The following is a 17,106-nucleotide window of genomic DNA, read 5'->3' as shown; positions in this document are numbered from 1 at the left end:
GCCCTGGACGGCGAGGCCGCCGGCGAGGTCCCCGGTGACGCGCAGTTCACCGTCGAGTACTCCACCGACGGCGGCCAGACCTGGCAGCCGCTGACCATCACCGCCGACGGCACCCCCGTCACCGTCGAAGACCTGCCCGCCGGCACCGAGGTCCAGCTCCGCGAGACCGATCAGCGACCCGACATCAACGGCGTCGAATGGGGCGAGGTCACCCTCACCGTCAACGGCGAACCCGTCGACGGCGACACCGCCACCTTCCCGGTCGGCCCCGACGCCGGTGCGGCCGTGGTCGTGACCAACACGGCAGATGTGCCGCCGGATGAGCCGCCGGGCACGGAACCCCCGGGCACGGAGCCTCCGGGCACGGAGCCGCCGGACGAGCCGCCGCTTGTCCCCGGCCTGCCGATCACCGGAGCCACCGGCGTCGGACTGCTCGTCGCGCTGGCGGTCCTCGCGGTAGCCGCAGGGCTGCTCCTGATCCGGATCCGCAGAGGCCGGCAGTAGGTCAGGAGGACTCCGCCGGGCGAGAGCTCCGGAGTAGATCCCTCAGGCCCAACCTGAGGAATCTCCTCCGCCACCCCCGCTCGCAGCCGGCGGCACGGCCCCAGCGTCGGACGCAACCGCCATCCCGGGTGCTGCAGCTGCCTATGGCCGCGCGAGGCGTCGTCCCGCCCTACTCCGAGGCGTTGTAGACCTCCACCGTCGGCTCGATGCCGTCCGCGTCCACGACCTCCTTCCAGGCCTCGAAGCCGGCCGAGAAGACGATCACGCCGGCCTCCGGCAGCGTCGTCTCGATGGCCTCGAGCACCTCCTGCGGCGTCGCTCCGAGGTCCAGTGCGAGCCGGATGTGGCTCTGGATCTGCCCCTTCGGCGCGCGCAGGATGGTCTGCGTCGCGATGAAGATGAGCTCCTTCGTCTTGCGGTCGAGCGTCCGCTGCTTGAGGTAGGCGGCATCGACGAGCTCGTTCGCCGCCTGCAGGACCTCGAAGTCGTGCTTCGCCATGACCTTGTGGTAGTCGAGGACGTAGCCCCGCTTCCGGGCCATCTCGTTGATGTACTCCTGCGGGTCCTGCGCTGCGCTCACGATGGTTCCTTCCGCCTCGTCGGGTCGCCCGCCGCCTCGGCGGGCCGGCTGCCATCATGCCCGGCGACGCGACCTCCCGGAGATCACCGCACACCCCGAGCGCCGGCGAGGACGGCGACCACCGCCGCCAGCACGACGGCGCCGGCGAGGTTGACGCCGTAGAACCCGCCGAGCGCGAGGATCGGGCCGGCGAGCGCCGCCGCCCCGGCGCCGACGTAGTTCATCGTCGCGTCCGTCGCGCCCTGCAGGGATACCCGCATGTCGACGTCGGGCACCGAGGCGACCATCGTCGAGCCGGCGATGGTCGCGGCGGACCAGCCCAGCCCGAGGAGGAAGAGGGCGACCATCGTCACCCCCATCCCGCTCAGCCCGGCGGCGATCAGGCCGAGGGTCAGCGACAGGGCGAGGATCGCGACACCGACCCAGGCCGTGCGTGCGGCACCGAGCCGGTCCGTCAACCAGCCGAAGACCGGGCTGAACGCGTACATGCCGAAGGTGTGGACGGAGATCACCAGGCCGATGACCTCGAGGGTCATGTCGTGGTGCTGCATGTGCAGCGGTGTCATGACCATGACGGAGACCATCACGCCGTGTCCGCCGGCCACGAGTGCGACGCCGGAACGCGCCGACGGCACGCCCGTCGCCCACCGCAGAGCGACCAGCGCGCCGACCGGGCGAGCAGGCTTGCCGGCGGCGCCCTCGCTGACCGGCCGGTGGCCCGGGTAGAGCAGGAGCACCGCCAGGCCGGCGAGGACGAAACCCCCGACGGAGAACAGGTACGGCCCGGACAGCCCCGGCAGCCCGAGCGAGACACCGAGATCCCGGCCGACGCCGCTGAGATTGGGCCCGACCACCACCCCGACCGTCGTCGCCCAGACGACGATCGACATCACCCGTCCACGACGCCCCACCGGCACCCCGTCCGTGGCCGCATACCGAGACTGGAGGTTCGTCGCCTGCGCGACCCCGAAGAGCAGCAGACCGGTCAGCACCACCACGAGGCTCGACAGCACGGCGCCGCCGACCACCGTCGCCGCACCCGCCGTCGCCATCGCATACCCGACGCCGAGTGACCACCGCCGGCCGCGCCTGGCGGCGAGCTTGGCGAGCGGGATGGCGACGAGCGCGGCACCGAGCACGCTGAAGGCCTGGCCCACGCCCGCGAGCGCGGTGAAACCGACCGACTCGATGAGCAGCCCGCCGACAGCCACGGACGAGGCGACGCCGATCCCGCCCATGAGGTTCGACGTCACCAGGGCACCCAGGGGGCGCCGAGTCGTCGGCGCGTCCTCAGGGGACGGCATCGCGGGCAGGCTGGCGTCGGCGTCGGCGGACCTCGTCACCACAGCATCGTCCACCACACGACGCCTCCGCGACATGACATATCCGCGTCCGGCGGGCAAAGATGCTGTGGTGACGCAGACCAGCTCCTCGACCGACTTCGCCGCCCGGCTGGATGCCACCACGCCCGCGTCGCTCCGCGACGTCGGTGGCGTGAAGTGGTCCGCATTCCCGGACGCCATCGGCGCGTTCGTCGCCGAGATGGACTTCGGCACCGCCCCGGCCGTCACCCAGGCCCTGCACGAGGCGGCCGACCGGGGTCTGCTCGGCTACCTGCCGCGGGCGCTCCAGGACAAGGTCGCCACCGCGTGCGCAGGCTGGATCCGGGACACCTACGGCTGGGACGTCCCCGCCGCGCGGATCCGTCCGCTCCCGGACGTGCTGCGCGGCTTCGAGGCGACCGTCGAGCAGTTCTCACCACCCGGGTCGCCGATCATCCTGCCCACGCCGGCATACATGCCGTTCCTCACGCGTCCGGGCACGCTCGGCCGGGACATCATCCAGGTGCCCATGGCTCGCGAGGCAAGCGCCGGCACGTCCCGGTACGTCTACGACCTCGACGCGCTGGACGCCGCGTTCGCCGCCGGCGGCCACCTCCTGGTCCTCTGCAACCCGCACAACCCCATCGGCCGCGTGCTCGAGCGGGACGAGCTGCTCGCCGTCTGCGACGTGGTCGAGAAGCACGGCGGCCGGGTGTTCTCCGACGAGATCCACGCCCCACTGGTGTTCGAGGGCCACCGGCACGTGCCGTACGCGTCGGTCTCCGAGGCCGCAGCGAGGCACACGATCACGGCCACGTCCGCCTCGAAGGCCTGGAACGTGCCCGGCCTGAAGTGCGCACAGCTGATCCTGTCCAACGACGCCGACGCCGAGCGCTGGCACCAGGTCGGCCACCCGTACGAGGACGGCACGTCGACGTTCGGCGCCGTCGCGCACGCCGCCGCCTACGCCGAGGGGCGCGCGTGGCTCGCCGACGTCGTCGACTACCTCGACGGGAACCGCCGTCTCCTCGGTGAGCTGCTCGCCGAGCAGATCCCCGAGATCGGCTACACCGCCCCGGAGGGCACCTACCTCACCCTGCTGGACTGCCGCGAGCTCGACCTCGGCGACCGCCCGGCCCGGTTCTTCCTCGACGAGGCCAAGGTGGCCATGACCGACGGCGCGCTGTGCGGCGAGGCGGCCCGTGGCACGGCGCGCTTCAACCTCGCCATGCCCCGGCCCGTCCTGCGGCAGGCGGTCCGTCAGATGGCCGAGGCACTCGCCCGCCGCTGAGGTCGCGGCCGGCGCGTGCCACGTCGAGGATGTCCCGCCGGACCGTGCACGTGCCAGGTCAGGCGGCGAGGAGCTGGGCGGCTCGCACCCGGCGCCTGCTCCGCACGGCCAGCGTCGTGACGGCCACGCCGACCAGCGCCCACAGGACCAGCACCGCGACCGCGCCGGCCAGGCCGCCGACCCCGGAGAAGACGACGGCGGAGAGCGCGTCCACGGCGGGCCCGCCCGGCAGCACGTCGCGCGCCGTCAGGAGGATCGGCGGGGCCGTCGAGACCACCCCGGTGGCCAGCATCACGATCGCGACCACGACGCTCAACCCGCTCCCGGCGTAGCCCAGCGCGGCCACCAGCGACTGGTTGACCGCGACGAACGCCACCGAGACCAGGGCGCCGACGACGGCGAGCCCCACCCAGCCACCGACGCCCAGCCCCTGCACACCGGCCAGCACGAGCCCGGCCGCCGCGCCGGTGAGGGCCCCGATCGCCGCGGGCAGCCGCAGCGCCGACAGGGCGAGCCGGACGATGCCGTGCGTGGAGCCGAAGGTCCGCGCCGGCACGGCGGGCAGGACGACGAACAGCACCAGGGCGCCCAGCCACAGGGACAGTGCCACGAACAGCGGGCCGGAGGCGCCGGAGCCGATGTCGTCGCCGGGGCCGGCCACCGGCTGCGCGGCGACCGACGCGACGTCCGCGGCGTTGTCGTAGGAGGGCACCTGCTCGGCCGCCTGACCGATGCCGTCGGCCAGCTCGCCGGTCCCGTCGGCCAGGTCGGACAGGCCCGTGGCGAGGCCGTCGGTGCCGGTCGCCAGCTCGTCCGTGCCGGTGGCGAGCTCCCCGACGCCGGAGGCCAGGCCACCCACGCCCTCGGCGAGGTCACCGGATCCGGAGGCGAGCTCGTCCGCCCCGGTCGCGACGCCGGACGCGCCGCCCGCCAGCTGCTCGAGCCCGACGGCGAGGTCCTCCCCGCCTCCGGCGAGCTCACGAGCACCGGCGGCCGACTGACCCATGCCCGTGGCGAGCTGGTCGGCCGAGGACGACATCTGCTGCAGGGCGCCGTCGAGCTGGGCCAGCGGGTGGGTGCCGCTCTGCGCCCCCTCGATGAGGTCGCTGGCCGCCTGCACGTCCTCGCAGGCGACCGGCGTCTCCTCGCCGGACGCGCAGTCCTCGGCCGCCTGCCGGACGAGTGGCGCGACAGTGTCGAGCAACCATCCGTACTGCTGCGTCATCTCGTCCACGCCCTGCCGGGCGCCACTGACCTCGTCACTCAGCTGCTGCAGGCCTCCGGCGAGCTGCTCGGTCCCACCGGCCAGCTGCTCGGAGCCTGCGGCCCACTCGTCCATGCCGTCGGCGAGCTCGTGCGCACCCTGGGCGCTTCCGGCGACGCCGTCGGCAACCTGCTGTGCACCACCGGCGAGCTCGGACGACCCGGACGCGAGCTCGTCGGCACCACCGGCCAGCTCCTCGGCGCCCTGCCCGGCTCCGGCGGCGCCCTCCGCGAGCTGTGCGGCGCCGTCGGCGAGCTCCGCCGCACCGTCCGCCGCGCCCTCGGTGCCGCCCGCCAGCTCGGCGGCGCCGCCGGCCGCCTCGCCCAGCTGCTCGTTCAGCGTGGTGAAGCCGACGAGGAGGTTCTCGACGTAGGTCTCGGTGAGGGTCTGCGAGAGTACGTCCGTCGCGGTCCCGGCAACCACCTGGGCGAGCGCGTCGTCGAGGATCCGGCCACCCTCCGGCGTCGCGACGTCGATCGTCGCCTGGTGCGGCGTGCCCTCCCCGCTGTAGGACGTGGCGGCCGCGGAGAAGTCCTCGGGGATGGTGACCACGGCGCCGTACGTGCCGTCCGCCAGACCGGCGGTCGCGTGCTCCGCGTCGGTGATCTCCCACGTGTAGTTGGTCGCGCCGTCGGCGGACGTCCCGCCGCCTGCGACGTCGCCGTCGCCCCCACCGACCAACCCGGAGGCGAGCTGCCGCCCCAACGGCACGGTCTGTCCCTCGACCTGCACGGGCTCGTCGTGGTTGACGATCGCGGCACGCACCGTGTCGAGCCGCTCCTGCGGCTGCCAGAGCGCCGCGAGGAGCACTCCGAGGACGACGAGCGGCAGCAGGATCAGGGCGATCACGGTGCCCGGCCGGCGGCCCGGCTTCCGTGCGGTGGCAGTGGTGGCGCTCATGCCCGCACCTCCGTGGTCTCGTGGGTCTGGGGCAGGGGTTCGGACGCGCCGTCCAGGTCGAGGACGGGAGCGGCGGCGAGGAGCTCGCCCGGCGGGTCGCCCGCGGCGCCGATGATGACGGCGATCCCGTCCCGGCGTGCCCGGCTCAGCGCCTCGGCGAGCGCGGGACGGTCCTCGGGGTCGACGTCGGCGTGGTCGACGACGAGCATGCGGGGCCGCTCGGCCAGCGCCGACTCGACGGCGACGGCCGGTCCGGGCACCTCCGCGTCGACGAACGCGACCCGGCGGCGGACCGCCCCGGCGCGCTCGGGCAGCACCAGGCCGGTCACCTTGACCGCGCCGGCGTCGGGCCGCAGCCGGCCGGCGATCGTGAGGAGGAAGGCACTGACGGTCGACGCCGAGCGGGCGTGGACGGCCAGCGCCCCGCCGTCGGGGACGCGGACGTCGACCGGGGCCAGGAGGGTGCCGCCGTCGGACCGGCGGACCTGCAGGCCGTGCGCCACCGCGGCGTCCCGGGAACCCGCTGCCGGCCACTCGGCGAGCGCCAGCTCGCGGGCGAGCCCCTCGCCCTCGACGTCGAAGGACGGCAGCAGTCGGTCCAGGGCACGGGGCATCCACCAGGCCTTGTCCCCCAGCAGCGCCAGGACCGCGGGGACCAGCACCATGCGGACCACGAACGCGTCGACCGCGACGCCCACCGCGAGCCCGAGCGCGATCGGTTTGAGGTTCATGTCGCCCTCGGGCACGAAGAAGACGAAGACGGCGAACATGATGATCGCCGCCGCGGTGACGACCTTCGCGGAGCCCTGGAACCCGGACACGATCGCGGCGCGGGCGCCCTCCCGGCCGCGCCGGCCGTGCACGTACTCCTCGCGGATGCGTGAGACCAGGAACACCTCGTAGTCCATGGCGAGGCCGAACAGGATGCCCATGACGACGATCGGCATGAAGCTGATGACCGGGCCGGTGCGCGTGACGTGCAGGGCGTCGGCGAAGAGCCCGTCGTTGAAGACGAGCGCCACGACGCCGAAGGCCGCGCCGACCGAGAACAGGTAGCCGACGGTGGCCTTGATCGGCACGGCGACCGAGCGGAACACCATGGTCAGGAGCACGAGCGAGAGCCCGACGACCACCAGCGCGAACGGCAGCAGCGCATCGCCGAGCTTGTCCGAGACGTCGATCCCCACGGCGGTGAAGCCGGTGACGGCGATGTCGATGCCGTACTCGTCGCTGAGCTGCCCGCGCAGGTCGCGGATGTCGTGGACGAGCCGCTCGGTCTCCGCCGAGTCCGGCGCCCCGGTCGGCACCACCTGGACGATGCCGGTGTCGGCGGTCTCGTTCGGGGTGGCGAGCGGGACGTCGGCGACGCCGGGCAGGGCGCGGATCTCGTCGGCGACGTCCTCCATGAGGCCGACGGGGTCGGTGGAGGTGACGATGGTCCCGGTGACGATGAGCGGCCCGTTGAAGCCCTCGCCGAAGTGCTCGGCGACGAGGTCGTAGGTGACCCGTGCCTCGTTGTCCTCCTCGAGCGCTCCGGCGTCCGGCAGGGCGAGGCGCAGGTTGGCCGCGGGCAGGCTGAGTGCCGCCACGGCCACCACCACGAGCACGATGGTCAGTGCGGGGACGCGCGTGACGGCGCGGACCCAGCCGGCGAAGAACCGGTTGTGGTGCACCGGCTCGGCGGCGGCACGCTCAGCGGCATCGCGCTCGGCCGGGGGGCTCGCGGCGCGCCGCGACGGACGGGGCCGCAGCCGCTCCCCCGCCATGGCCAGCATGGCCGGGGTGAGTGTGAGGCACACGAGCACCGCGATGCCCACGCCGACGGCGGCCGCGGCACCCATCGTGGTGAGGAACGGGATGCCGGCGACGCCGAGACCCAGCAGGGCGATCATCACGGTCAGGCCGGCGAAGATCACCGCGGAGCCCGCGGTGGCGGCCGCGCGGGCGATCGACTCCTCCACGGGCAGGCCGGACCGGAGCTGGTCGCGGTGACGGGAGACGATGAACAGCGCGTAGTCGATCCCGACCGCCAGCCCGAGCATGACGGCGAGCATCGGCGTCGTGGAGTTCACCGGGCCGAGCGCCGTGGCGGCGAAGATGAGGCAGACGGAGATGGCGACGCCGAGCAGTGCGTTGAGCAGCGGGAGCCCGGCCGCGACCAGGGAGCCGAGCGTGGCGACCAGCACGATCAGTGCCACGAGGACGCCGACCGCCTCGACGATGCTCATCTGCGGGAACTCTGTGCTGAAGAGCTGGCCGCCGAGGGCGGACTGCGCGCCGTCCGGCAGCGCGGCGGCGAGGGCGTCCGCGCGTTCGGCAAGGGCGTCCTTGGTGGCGTCCGTGATCGCGGCCTGGTCGCCGTCGAGCTGGATGGTGAGCAGCGTCGCGCGCTCGTCGTCGCTGACCGAGGCGGGCATGACCTCGTCGTACGGGGACGTCACGGCGGCGACCTGCTCGAGATCGCCGATCTCGGTCACCGCGTCCTCGACCGGTCCGCGGACCGCGGCGTCCTCGACGGTGCTGCCGTCCGGCGCGACCACGACCACCTGGGCCGACGCGCCGGAGACCTGGGGGAAGGTCGCCGAGAGACGGGTCAGCGCCTCCTGGGACTCGGTCCCGGGGATGGTGACCTCGTTGTCCATGCCCTGTCCGACCAGGGCGGCCAGGCCACCGACGAGGGCGAGCAGGAGGATCCACGCGAGCACGACGAGCCGGCGCATGCGCACCGCCCACCGACCGAGCGAGTACAGGGCAGAGGACACACGGGCTCCAGGACGGATCAGCGCTGAGGGAGCGCAGACGGGAGGCGCTCGATACATGAACGTATCCGATACAGTTCTGTATCGACAAGCCTTCGCCCGGCCCGTGGGAGCATCGCCACATGAGCACCGACACCGGCGCGGGTGTCGCCCCGTCGGACGACGCACCGCAGGTCTCCCCGCGGCGGGAGCGCACCCGCGAGCGGCTGCTGGACGCCGCGTTCGAGGTGTTCTCCCGTGTCGGGGTCCAGGGCTCCTCGATCGAGACCATCTGCGACGCTGCCGGCTTCACGCGCGGCGCGTTCTACTCGAACTTCGCGAGCAAGGAGGAGCTCCTCGTGGCGCTGGTGACCCGCGACATGCGGGCCCGGCTCGCCAGTCTCGAAGGGGTCGTCGAGGAGCTCGACGTGACCGCCGTGGAAGGCAGCACGGTGCGGCCCGAGGTGGTCCGCACGGTCTTCGCCGCGGTCATGGGTGACCCGGACGACCAGCGACGCTTCCACCTGGTGCAGACCGAGTTCGAGCTCATGGCGCTGCGCGACCCGGAGATCGGCCAGCGGTACCAGGCCCAGCAGGAGCAGATCCGCGGCGAGCTCCTCGAGGCGATGCGGCGCGTCTTCGCCACGCTCGGCCTCCGGTTCGTCATCCCGGACCGCGAGGCCGTGGACATCCTGGTCGCCACCTATCTGTTCTCGGCCCAGCAGGCCTTCTTCGTTCGCGGCGAGGACCCCCGGGCCACGGCCCTGCTCGAGCCGGTTGTGCGGCTGCTGGCGACCGAGGCCTGAGCTCAGCCCGCACGATTCAGCCCGTGGTGCCGGATGATCTCCGCCAGCACCCCTCCGGCGCGCAGCAGCGCGAGCATGCGGCCGGTGATGTCGCGGAGCCTGGCCTCCAGCGCCTCGAGCGCGGCCCCGCAGTCCCCCGAGTCCCGGATCGACGTGAGGGCGGCGCGAACCTCCGGGATCGGGTAGCCGGCGGAGCGCAGGGCCGCGGTGATGCGCGCGTCACGGATCACCGGGGTCCGGTAGCGCCGCGCCGAGCCCGCTCGTGTCGGGATCCGCTCCGGGGCCAGCAGACCTTCCTGCTCCCAGAAGCGGAGGGTCGAGGTCCGCACGCCCAGCGCGTCCGCCAGCTCCGTGATCGTCATGGTGGCCGGGTCGGCCGGCCCGTCGGGGTCCGCCTCGAGCTCGTGCGCGGACTCGGCACGGATGGCCAGCAGCGCCCGCCGGGCGGCACGCGCCTCCTCTCGTTCGTGCCCGAGCCGCGCGTGCCGGGCGAACACGGCGGCCACGACCTCGTCCGTCGCCACGGTCCGCAGCTCGCGCATCACCCGGCGTGCCTCGACCGGACCGACGGCGTGGGCGAGCTCCCGGTAGGCACGCAGGTCCCGGACGTGGGCCGTGGTGAACCGTCGGTACCCGTTGCCGGCGCGCACCGCCGGCGCGATCACCCCGACCGCCTCGAGGTCTCGGACCTGCTGCACCGAGTAGCCGGTGGCGGCCGCGACGTCGGAGGTGCTGAGCACCTCGACCACGGCCCGCTCGCCCTCCATGGAAACCCTCCACTAGCACTTCAAGGACACACTTGAACTATGAGCATGGACGAGATCATCGACACGGTGCGCGGTTTCGAGGGCGTGCTCGAGCTCGCGCCCACCGAGGGCAGCGCGTTCCCGGAGATCGCCTGGGGCGACCACTTCTTCTACTATGCGCCGGACGGCCGGACGCCGGAGCGGGAGCAGCCGTACGCGACCGTCGTGACGAAGGACTACCCCGGCGACGTCGCCTCCGACCTCGGCCACCCCGACCGCGCACGGCTGAACATCCACGTCGGGCGCACGGCGTTCACCGAGCTCACGGGCGAAGATCCGCGGGCGGCGTCCACCACGGCGGACCTCGCGGCCGTGGACATCGTCCTGCCGCACCCGCTCTACCGCGCGCAGGGATGGATCGCGATCATCAACCCCGGCGTCCGCACGCGCGACCTGGCGGTCCGCCTGCTGCGTCAGGCGCACGACGACGCCAGGCGGCGCGCCGCCCGCCGCGGGCGGGCGGGCGGCCCCGGGTAGCGGGCTACCTCACCAGCTCGATAGCGGCGGGCACGTTCATCAGCCCGGCGCCCGTGGCGTCCGCTCCCCAGCTGACGGTCGTGGGCGCACCGGTCCCGTCGAGCACCTCGCGGGAACCGGCCCCGATCGGCAACGCGCTCTGCTCGAGGGCCGACTCCGCCTCGGTCGCGGTGAGACCGGGGTTCGCCTCCGCCATGAGGGCGAGGGCCCCGGCCACGTGCGGGGCGGCCATCGAGGTCCCGGACAGGAAGTAGTAGCTGACCTGACCGTTCGTCTGGTACGGCCCGACGACGTTGCTACCGGGCGCGGCGACGTCGAGGTCCTGCCCGGTCAGCGCGCGCGAGGAGAAGTCCGCGACGTACGCCTCCTGCGCCGTCGTCGGGTCGGCGACGTCGCCGGTGTTCCACCAGGTCGCGTTCGTCCACTGGCCGGTCCAACCGGTCGCGGCGACCGAGATGACCTCGGGGTAGGCGCCGGGGTAGCCCATGCCGGCCGCGCCGCTGTTCCCGGCAGAGGCGACGACGAGCACGCCGTTGGCGACGGCGCGCTCGACCGCGGCCTGCGTGAAGGCGTCCGGTGCAGGGCCGCCGAGGGACATGTTGATCACCACCGGCGCGTCGCCGAGCGCGCCGGAGACCTTGAGGTCGGTGACGTAGTCGATGCCGGCGGCGACCACCGAGGACCAGCCCGAACCGTTCTGGTTCAGGACCTTGACCGGGATGACCGTCGCCTGCGGTGCCACGCCGGCCACCGCTGCGCCGTCCAGGTTGTACCCGAGGATCGAGCTGATCACGTGGGTGCCGTGGCTGTTCGTGTCGCGCTGCCACTTGTTCGGCTGGCTGGAGACGTGACCCCGCTCGCCGCCGCCACCGCCGAAGGAGATGCCGAGCTCCTCGGCGACGTGCTCGGTACCGAAGTAGTGGGGCCAGGTCCGCAGCAGTCCGGTGTCGAGCACCGCGACGTAGACGCCCTCGCCGGTCTCTGCGACCTCGCGCGGGTCACCGGCCGCCGCCTGGTCGTAGACGTCGATCTGGTCGGTGTTCCAGGTGGCGATGCCCTCGAGGGTGTCCTCGAACGGGCTGGTCTCGACCGGGCCCGTGGTGACCGGCACGTCGGCGTTGGCGGCCTCCACGTACGGGAGCGCTCTGATGTCGTCGAGGTCGGCCTCGTCCGCGCGCATGGTGAGCGCGTCGAGCTCGGGATGGGAGTTGTTGATCCGTCCGAACGTGGACAGCTCCGCCTGCTGCCCGGCCGTGAGGTCGGAGGTCAGGACGACGTTGATCCCGATCTGGTTGCCGGCCATCGCGGCGGTCGGCAGGACGGCGGCGGTCAGGGCTGCGGCTGCAGCCGCCCCGGCGAGTGCTCGGCGCATGCAGGTCTCCTTCGATGCGGGCGGCTCCCCCTCCAGGAGCCCGCGATGGCCCTGGAGCCTAGCGGCACCGGCCCGCTCCGATCTGTCACGTCCGTCCGCGTCCGACGACGTCCTCAGGTGTCTCGCGGTCGGAGGCGGTCGGACGAAGTCGTCGAGACGGACCCGGTCCGCCCCCTGCAGCGCGAACGCGGCGCGGAGGAAGGTCGGCGGGAGGCTCGCAAGGAGCCGCAGGACGTGGGGGGCGACCCGAGCGGCGACGTCACCGGTGGGGACGAGCTGGCGGAGCGCTGCCGGTGCCACCTTCCGGGCCTGGCGTACCGCACCGGTCATGGCCTGCTCGGTGCGGCGGTAGGCGGTGACGTGGTCGTGCCGGATCAGGTGGTGTGCCAGGGTGAACGCGCCCACGACGGCGAGTCCGGTGCCACCGCCGACGGCCGGACCGGGACTGTAGGCCGCGTCCCCGACGAGGGTGACCCGACCCCGGGACCAGGTGTCCATCCGCGTCTGGGCGATGGTGTCGAAGTAGAAGTCTGCGGCGGACTCGGCGTCGTCGAGGCGGAACGGCAGGCGTGAGCGCAGCGGGCCGAAGGCCGGTCCCCGACCAGCTCCGGGACTTGGACCTGCCCCCCCGTCACCTGTCGCTGCTCGCGCTGCTCCTGTACGACGGGCAGGCGACCGTCAAGGAGCTCGCCGCCGGGCTGCAGGTCGCCTCCACGACGGTGAGCCTCATGGTGGGCGACCTGAGCAGGCAGGGCATCCTCGAGCGGCGCGAGGACGAGCGGGACCGGCGCCGGACGATCGTCACGATCGCCGACGCGCACACGAGCGCCGGCGAGGGGTGGCTGGCCGGCGGGGCGGAGTCGTGGCGCAAGGTCCTCCGGCCCCCGAACGCGGCGGACCGTGGCGTGGTCGTGGACGCCCTCCTCGCCTACGAGCGCGAGTCGATGCTCGCCACCAGCCAGCCCGACTGAGCGAGCGACGGGGCTGCGGACGCGGGATGCCTCAGGTGGTGACCTCGTTCGTGCGGATGACCTCCGCGTACCACCGGGCCGAGTCCTTCGGCGTCCGCTCGAGCGTGTCGTAGTCCACCCGGACGATGCCGAACCGGCGGCTGTAGCCCCACGCCCACTCGAAGTTGTCCATGAGGGACCAGACGAAGTACCCGCGCACGTCGGCGCCGTCCTCGATGGCCCGGGCGACGGCGTCGAGGTGCCGGGCGATGTAGTCGATCCGCTGCTCGTCGTGCACGACGATGCGGCCCTGGCCGTCCTCGGCCGGTTCGTCCTCGAAGGCCGCACCGTTCTCAGTGACGACGAGCGGCAGGTCGGGGTACCGGCGCGAGGTCGAGGTGAGGAGGTCGTACAGGCCGTCCGGCTCGATGTTCCAGCCCATGTGCGTCAGCGGTCCCGACGGCGGCAGCGACTCGACGTCGTCGAGCGCGACCGCCGGACCCGTCGAGGAGACGGGCTCCTCGCGGTGCCGCACGTAGCTCGTCGAGTAGTAGTTGATGCCGAGCAGGTCGATGCGCTGCCGGATGAGCTCGACGTCGCCGTCCTGGACGAAGGAGAAGTCCGAGACGGCCGCGACCTGCTCGACGAGGTCGGCCGGGTACGCGCCGTCCAGCATCGGGCCGAGGAAGATCTCGTTGCCGACCAGCTCGGCGCGGCGCACGGCCGCGAGGTCCGCCGGTGAGCCGGGGTCCACCGGGCGGTAGACATGCAGGTTCAGCGTGACGGAGCAGACGGCCTCCTCGCCGAGCTCCTCGCGGATCGCCGTGACGGCGAGGCCGTGGGCGAGGTTGAGGTGGTGGGCCGCGGCGAGCGCCTCGGCGTCGTCGGTGTGCCCCGGCGCGTGCTCCCCCGACGCGTACCCGAGATAGGCCGCGCACCACGGCTCGTTCAGCGTGGTCCACACCTTCACCCGCGTGCCGAGCTCGCGGGCCATGTGCCGGGCGTACTCGGCGAACGCGTACGCCGTCTCACGGTTCACCCAGCCGCCGGCGTCCTGCAGCTCCTGCGGGAGGTCCCAGTGGTAGAGGGTCACCACCGGCTCGATGCCCGCGTCGAGCAGCCCGTCGAGCAGGTCGCGGTAGAACGCGACGCCCTCCTCGTTGAGTGGCCCCGTCCCGCCGGGCTGGACCCGCGGCCACGCGATGGACAGGCGGTAGGAGTGCAGACCGAGCTCTTTCATGAGCTCGATGTCCTCGCGCCAGAGGTGGTAGTGGTCGTCGGCCACGTCACCGGTGTCGCCGTCCAGCACCTTCCCGGGGGTGTGGGAGAAGGTGTCCCAGATCGACGGGCCACGTCCGCCTTCGTTCACCCCGCCCTCGATCTGGTACGAGGCCGTCGCCGATCCCCACGTGAAGGTGCTGGGGAAGGTCCGGGTCGTGGTCATGGTGCGAGCCTCCGTCATCGGGTGGTGCGGCCCGGCCGGGCCCTACCTTCAGGCAACACGGTCCGGGCCGTCCGTCGCAAGGTCGCGCCCATGGCGTGGACGCGTGCGCGCGGCCCCCGCGGCGTCACACCCTCACCACCGCGTGCAGCCCGTTCGACGTGCGCAGCACGGGCGAGACCGTGAGCGCCAGGGGGTCGAGCTCGGCCGCCGTCGTGACGTGCACGGTGAGCGACTCGCCCGCGAGCAGGGTGTCCAGGGCGCGGTCCGCGACGGCGTCGGGGGCGAGCCGGTCGGCGAGCACCGTGACGTCGAGCGCGAGCGAGGTCGCCGTGACGGTCACCTCGTACCCCCCGGGGGCGGCCGTCGCCGTCGCCGTCACGGACGCCGGGTCCAGAGCCAGGTCCTTGTTCTCGGCGAAGGGGTGCACGACCCGCACGTCGTCGAGCGTGGCCACGAGGACCTCCCGGGAGGTGTCCGCCGCCTCGGCGAGGGCGGCCGGGACCTCGACGAGCCCGACGGACCGGGCCCCCACCTCGACGGGCTGCTCCGCCGTCGCCAGGACCGTGCCGTCGAACCCCTGGCGGGACAGCGACACCGTCCCCGCCCATGGTTCGTCGGTGTCGTTCCCGACGGCCAGGACCGTTCCGCCGTCACGCTCGTGCACGGTCAGCACCCGCGGCGCGAACGCGGCGCGCATGGCGTACCACAGTGGCTTGGGCCGCTCGTCGCCGTCGACGGCGGCCCACGAGGTGACGGGCCAGCAGTCGTTGAGCTGCCAGACGATCGCCCCGGCGGTGTGCGGCCAGTGGGCGCGGTAGTGGTCGAGCGCGTACCGCACGGCGTGCGCCTGGTTGAGCTGGGTGGCCCAGTGCCAGTCGGCGAAGTCCGCCGGCGTCGGCAGGTGCGGGGCCATGCCGCGGTCGAGCTTGCCGTTCCCGCCGGGTGCCTTCTGGTGCAGCAGGAAGGCGGGTGACTCCTTGTGCAGGTCGGCCGCGTCCAGCGCCCGGGTGAGGGTGGCCCAGGTGGCCGGTCCCTGGAACCCGAACTCGGCGACGAAGCGCGGAGCCGCATCGCGGTAGTGCCGGTAGTCGATCTGGTTCCAGACGCGCCACTCGTGCACCAGGCCGTGGTCCGGGTGGTTGGGGGCGAGCTCCCACGGCGCGAAGCCCGGTGAGGTGGGGCTGCCTTGGACGTACGCGCGGGTCGGGTCCAGCTCGCGCACGGCACGGGGGAAGACCTCGCTGTAGTAGCGCCAGCCCCAGGTGGCGCCGTCGAGCTGCTCCTGCCAGCCCCACTCCATGTAGCCCCAGAGGTTCTCGTTGCCGCCGTTCCAGATCACCAGGGACGGGTGGCTCATGAGGCGGACGACGTTCTCGCGGGCCTCCGCCTCGAGCTCCGCCGCCAGCGGCTCGTCCTCGGCGTAGGCGGCGCACGCGAGCAGGAAGTCCTGCCACACCAGCACGCCGCGCTCGTCGCACGCGTCGTAGAAGTCGTCGGTCTCGTAGATCCCGCCGCCCCACACACGCAGCAGGTTGAGGTTCGCGCCCACCGCCTGGTCGAGGCGGCGCGCGAGCCGCTCCGGCGTCACGCGCGTGAGGAGGTGGTCGTCGGGGATCCAGTTCGCGCCCTTGACCAGCACCGGGGTGCCGTTGACCTCGACGACGAAGCTCGTGCCGACGTCGTCGGCCTCGGTCCGCACGACGACGTCCCGGAACCCGATCCGCCGCTCCCAGCGGTCGAGGGTCGCCGCGCCGTCCGTCAGTGCCACCCCCAGCCGGTAGCGCGGCTGGTCCCCGTAGCCGTGCGGCCACCACAGCTCCGGATCCGCGACCTCGAGCCGCACGACGGCGGAGGCCCCGTCGACGCCGGAGGTCTCGCCGGCCACCGTGGTGCCGTCCGGGGCGCTCAGCGTGGCGCGCACGCTCACCTGGCCGCCGGTGTCGGCGGCGACGTCGGCGACCACCTCCACCCGGCCCGTGCCGTCGGGGCCGACCGTGACGAGCGGGCGGACCCGGTCCAGCCGCGCCGTGTGCCATCGTTCGAGACGGACGGGCTTCCAGATCCCGGCGGTCTGCAGGTCCGGGCCCCAGTCCCAGCCGAAGCTGCACGCCATCTTGCGGATGGCGTTGAACGGGTGCGGGTAGGAGTGTGGTCGTGTCCCGACCTGCCGCTCGATCTCCCCGGCCCGGGCGAGCGCCGAGCGGAAGTGGACCGTGAGCGAGTTGTGCTCCTGGATCAGCCCGGTCACGTCGAAGCGGAACGCACGGTGCATGTTCTCGGTGCGGCCGACCTCGGTGCCGTTCAGGGTCACGGTGGCGACCGTGTCGAGACCGTCGAAGGCCAGCTCGACGTGCTCGCCGTCCGCGGCGGGCCGGGCGGGGAACGTCGTCTCGTAGCGCCAGTCGGCCCGGTGCATCCAGGCCAGCGCGGTCTCGTTCTCACCGAGGTAGGGGTCCGGGATCAGGCTCGCGGCCAGCAGATCGGTGTGGACCGAGCCGGGGACCGTCGCCGGGACCTTCGCGTGCGCGACGTCGTCGGGCACCTCGCCCCCGGCGGCTCGCAGGGTCCAGCCGTCGTGCAGCGGGGTGATCTCCATGGTGCTCCTTCACATCGCGAGGGGTCTGTCCGACAGTCCGGGTTGCGCTGCTCGAT

General features: G+C 73.2%; 13 protein-coding genes. 5 read left to right on the top strand and 8 right to left on the bottom strand.

Features of this window, described 5'->3' with window-relative positions:
* Window positions 1–504, top strand: a 504-nt coding sequence (locus ACFQQL_RS06620) for a DUF5979 domain-containing protein (protein ID WP_382392499.1), incomplete at its 5' end; no start/stop codon positions are given.
* Between the two features lie 169 nt (window positions 505–673).
* Here the strand turns inward: ACFQQL_RS06620 and ACFQQL_RS06615 are convergent.
* Window positions 674–1,045 (bottom strand): carboxymuconolactone decarboxylase family protein, encoded by a 372-nt coding sequence (locus ACFQQL_RS06615; protein ID WP_465254027.1) that lies wholly within the window; start codon window positions 1,043–1,045, stop codon window positions 674–676.
* A 122-nt stretch (window positions 1,046–1,167) separates the two neighbouring features.
* A complete protein-coding gene (locus ACFQQL_RS06610) occupies window positions 1,168–2,427 on the bottom strand; it encodes an MFS transporter (protein ID WP_382392495.1) in 1,260 nt (419 codons plus the stop codon).
* 70 nt (window positions 2,428–2,497) lie between these two features.
* On the opposite strand from ACFQQL_RS06610, the gene ACFQQL_RS06605 reads away from it, so the two are divergent.
* Window positions 2,498–3,697, top strand: a complete 1,200-nt coding sequence (locus ACFQQL_RS06605) for a MalY/PatB family protein (protein WP_382392493.1) — start codon at window positions 2,498–2,500, stop codon at window positions 3,695–3,697.
* A 58-nt stretch (window positions 3,698–3,755) separates the two neighbouring features.
* On the opposite strand, the gene ACFQQL_RS06600 is transcribed toward ACFQQL_RS06605, so the two are convergent.
* Both ACFQQL_RS06600 and ACFQQL_RS06595 read right to left on the bottom strand, forming a co-directional pair.
* Window positions 3,756–5,861: a YhgE/Pip family protein gene (locus ACFQQL_RS06600; RefSeq protein ID WP_382392491.1), complete on the bottom strand. Its 2,106-nt coding sequence runs from the start codon at window positions 5,859–5,861 to the stop codon at window positions 3,756–3,758.
* Entirely contained in the window at window positions 5,858–8,623 is a 2,766-nt protein-coding gene (locus tag ACFQQL_RS06595; RefSeq protein ID WP_382392489.1) for an MMPL family transporter, read from the bottom strand. The genes ACFQQL_RS06600 and ACFQQL_RS06595 overlap by 4 nt, the downstream gene beginning before the upstream one ends.
* A 119-nt stretch (window positions 8,624–8,742) precedes the next feature.
* Here ACFQQL_RS06595 and ACFQQL_RS06590 point away from each other — a divergent pair, with 119 nt between their 5' ends.
* The gene (locus ACFQQL_RS06590) at window positions 8,743–9,405 is read left to right on the top strand and encodes a TetR/AcrR family transcriptional regulator (protein ID WP_382392487.1); all 663 of its coding nucleotides are present in this window, start codon (window positions 8,743–8,745) and stop codon (window positions 9,403–9,405) included.
* A 2-nt stretch (window positions 9,406–9,407) separates the two neighbouring features.
* Here the strand turns inward: ACFQQL_RS06590 and ACFQQL_RS06585 are convergent, their stop codons facing one another.
* Window positions 9,408–10,172, bottom strand: coding sequence for a MerR family transcriptional regulator (locus tag ACFQQL_RS06585; RefSeq protein WP_382392485.1), 765 nt, complete (start codon window positions 10,170–10,172; stop codon window positions 9,408–9,410).
* Window positions 10,173–10,217: 45 nt separating this feature from the next.
* Between ACFQQL_RS06585 and ACFQQL_RS06580 the strand changes: the two genes are divergently transcribed.
* Window positions 10,218–10,688, top strand: coding sequence for a DUF6194 family protein (locus ACFQQL_RS06580; protein ID WP_465254026.1), 471 nt, complete (start codon window positions 10,218–10,220; stop codon window positions 10,686–10,688).
* A gap of 4 nt (window positions 10,689–10,692) precedes the next feature.
* Here the strand turns inward: ACFQQL_RS06580 and ACFQQL_RS06575 are convergent, their stop codons facing one another.
* Window positions 10,693–12,558 carry a S8 family peptidase gene (locus ACFQQL_RS06575; protein ID WP_382392481.1) on the bottom strand — a complete coding sequence of 622 codons (1,866 nt, stop codon included), beginning with the start codon at window positions 12,556–12,558 and terminating at the stop codon, window positions 10,693–10,695.
* Between the two features lie 71 nt (window positions 12,559–12,629).
* Here ACFQQL_RS06575 and ACFQQL_RS06570 point away from each other — a divergent pair, with 71 nt between their 5' ends.
* Window positions 12,630–13,031, top strand: coding sequence for a MarR family transcriptional regulator (locus ACFQQL_RS06570; RefSeq protein ID WP_382392479.1), 402 nt, complete (start codon window positions 12,630–12,632; stop codon window positions 13,029–13,031).
* 31 nt (window positions 13,032–13,062) lie between these two features.
* On the opposite strand, the gene ACFQQL_RS06565 is transcribed toward ACFQQL_RS06570, so the two are convergent.
* Window positions 13,063–14,454, bottom strand: a complete 1,392-nt coding sequence (locus ACFQQL_RS06565; RefSeq protein WP_382392477.1) for a GH1 family beta-glucosidase — start codon at window positions 14,452–14,454, stop codon at window positions 13,063–13,065.
* A gap of 124 nt (window positions 14,455–14,578) precedes the next feature.
* Window positions 14,579–17,050, bottom strand: a complete 2,472-nt coding sequence (locus tag ACFQQL_RS06560) for a glycoside hydrolase family 2 protein (RefSeq protein WP_382392475.1) — start codon at window positions 17,048–17,050, stop codon at window positions 14,579–14,581.
* Window positions 17,051–17,106 lie beyond the last annotated feature (56 nt).

The sequence above is a fragment of the Georgenia alba genome (assembly GCF_042665525.1).
Lineage (GTDB): Bacteria > Actinomycetota > Actinomycetes > Actinomycetales > Actinomycetaceae > Allobogoriella > Allobogoriella alba.
Note: the sequence above shows the minus strand (reverse complement) of the source record. Positions and strands in the feature narration are given on the sequence as shown.

Bases quoted from the DNA above. Each gene is read 5' to 3' on its own strand.
- ACFQQL_RS06585 (WP_382392485.1), bottom strand. From the start codon at position 10,172: ATGGAGGGCGAGCGGGCCGTGGTCGAGGTGCTCAGCACCTCCGACGTC.
- ACFQQL_RS06615 (WP_465254027.1), bottom strand. From the start codon at position 1,045: ATGGCCCGGAAGCGGGGCTACGTCCTCGACTACCACAAGGTCATGGCG.
- ACFQQL_RS06600 (WP_382392491.1), bottom strand. From the start codon at position 5,861: ATGAGCGCCACCACTGCCACCGCACGGAAGCCGGGCCGCCGGCCGGGC.
- ACFQQL_RS06590 (WP_382392487.1), top strand. From the start codon at position 8,743: ATGAGCACCGACACCGGCGCGGGTGTCGCCCCGTCGGACGACGCACCG.
- ACFQQL_RS06580 (WP_465254026.1), top strand. From the start codon at position 10,218: ATGGACGAGATCATCGACACGGTGCGCGGTTTCGAGGGCGTGCTCGAG.
- ACFQQL_RS06575 (WP_382392481.1), bottom strand. From the start codon at position 12,558: ATGGACACCTGGTCCCGGGGTCGGGTCACCCTCGTCGGGGACGCGGCC.
- ACFQQL_RS06565 (WP_382392477.1), bottom strand. From the start codon at position 14,454: ATGACCACGACCCGGACCTTCCCCAGCACCTTCACGTGGGGATCGGCG.
- ACFQQL_RS06560 (WP_382392475.1), bottom strand. From the start codon at position 17,050: ATGGAGATCACCCCGCTGCACGACGGCTGGACCCTGCGAGCCGCCGGG.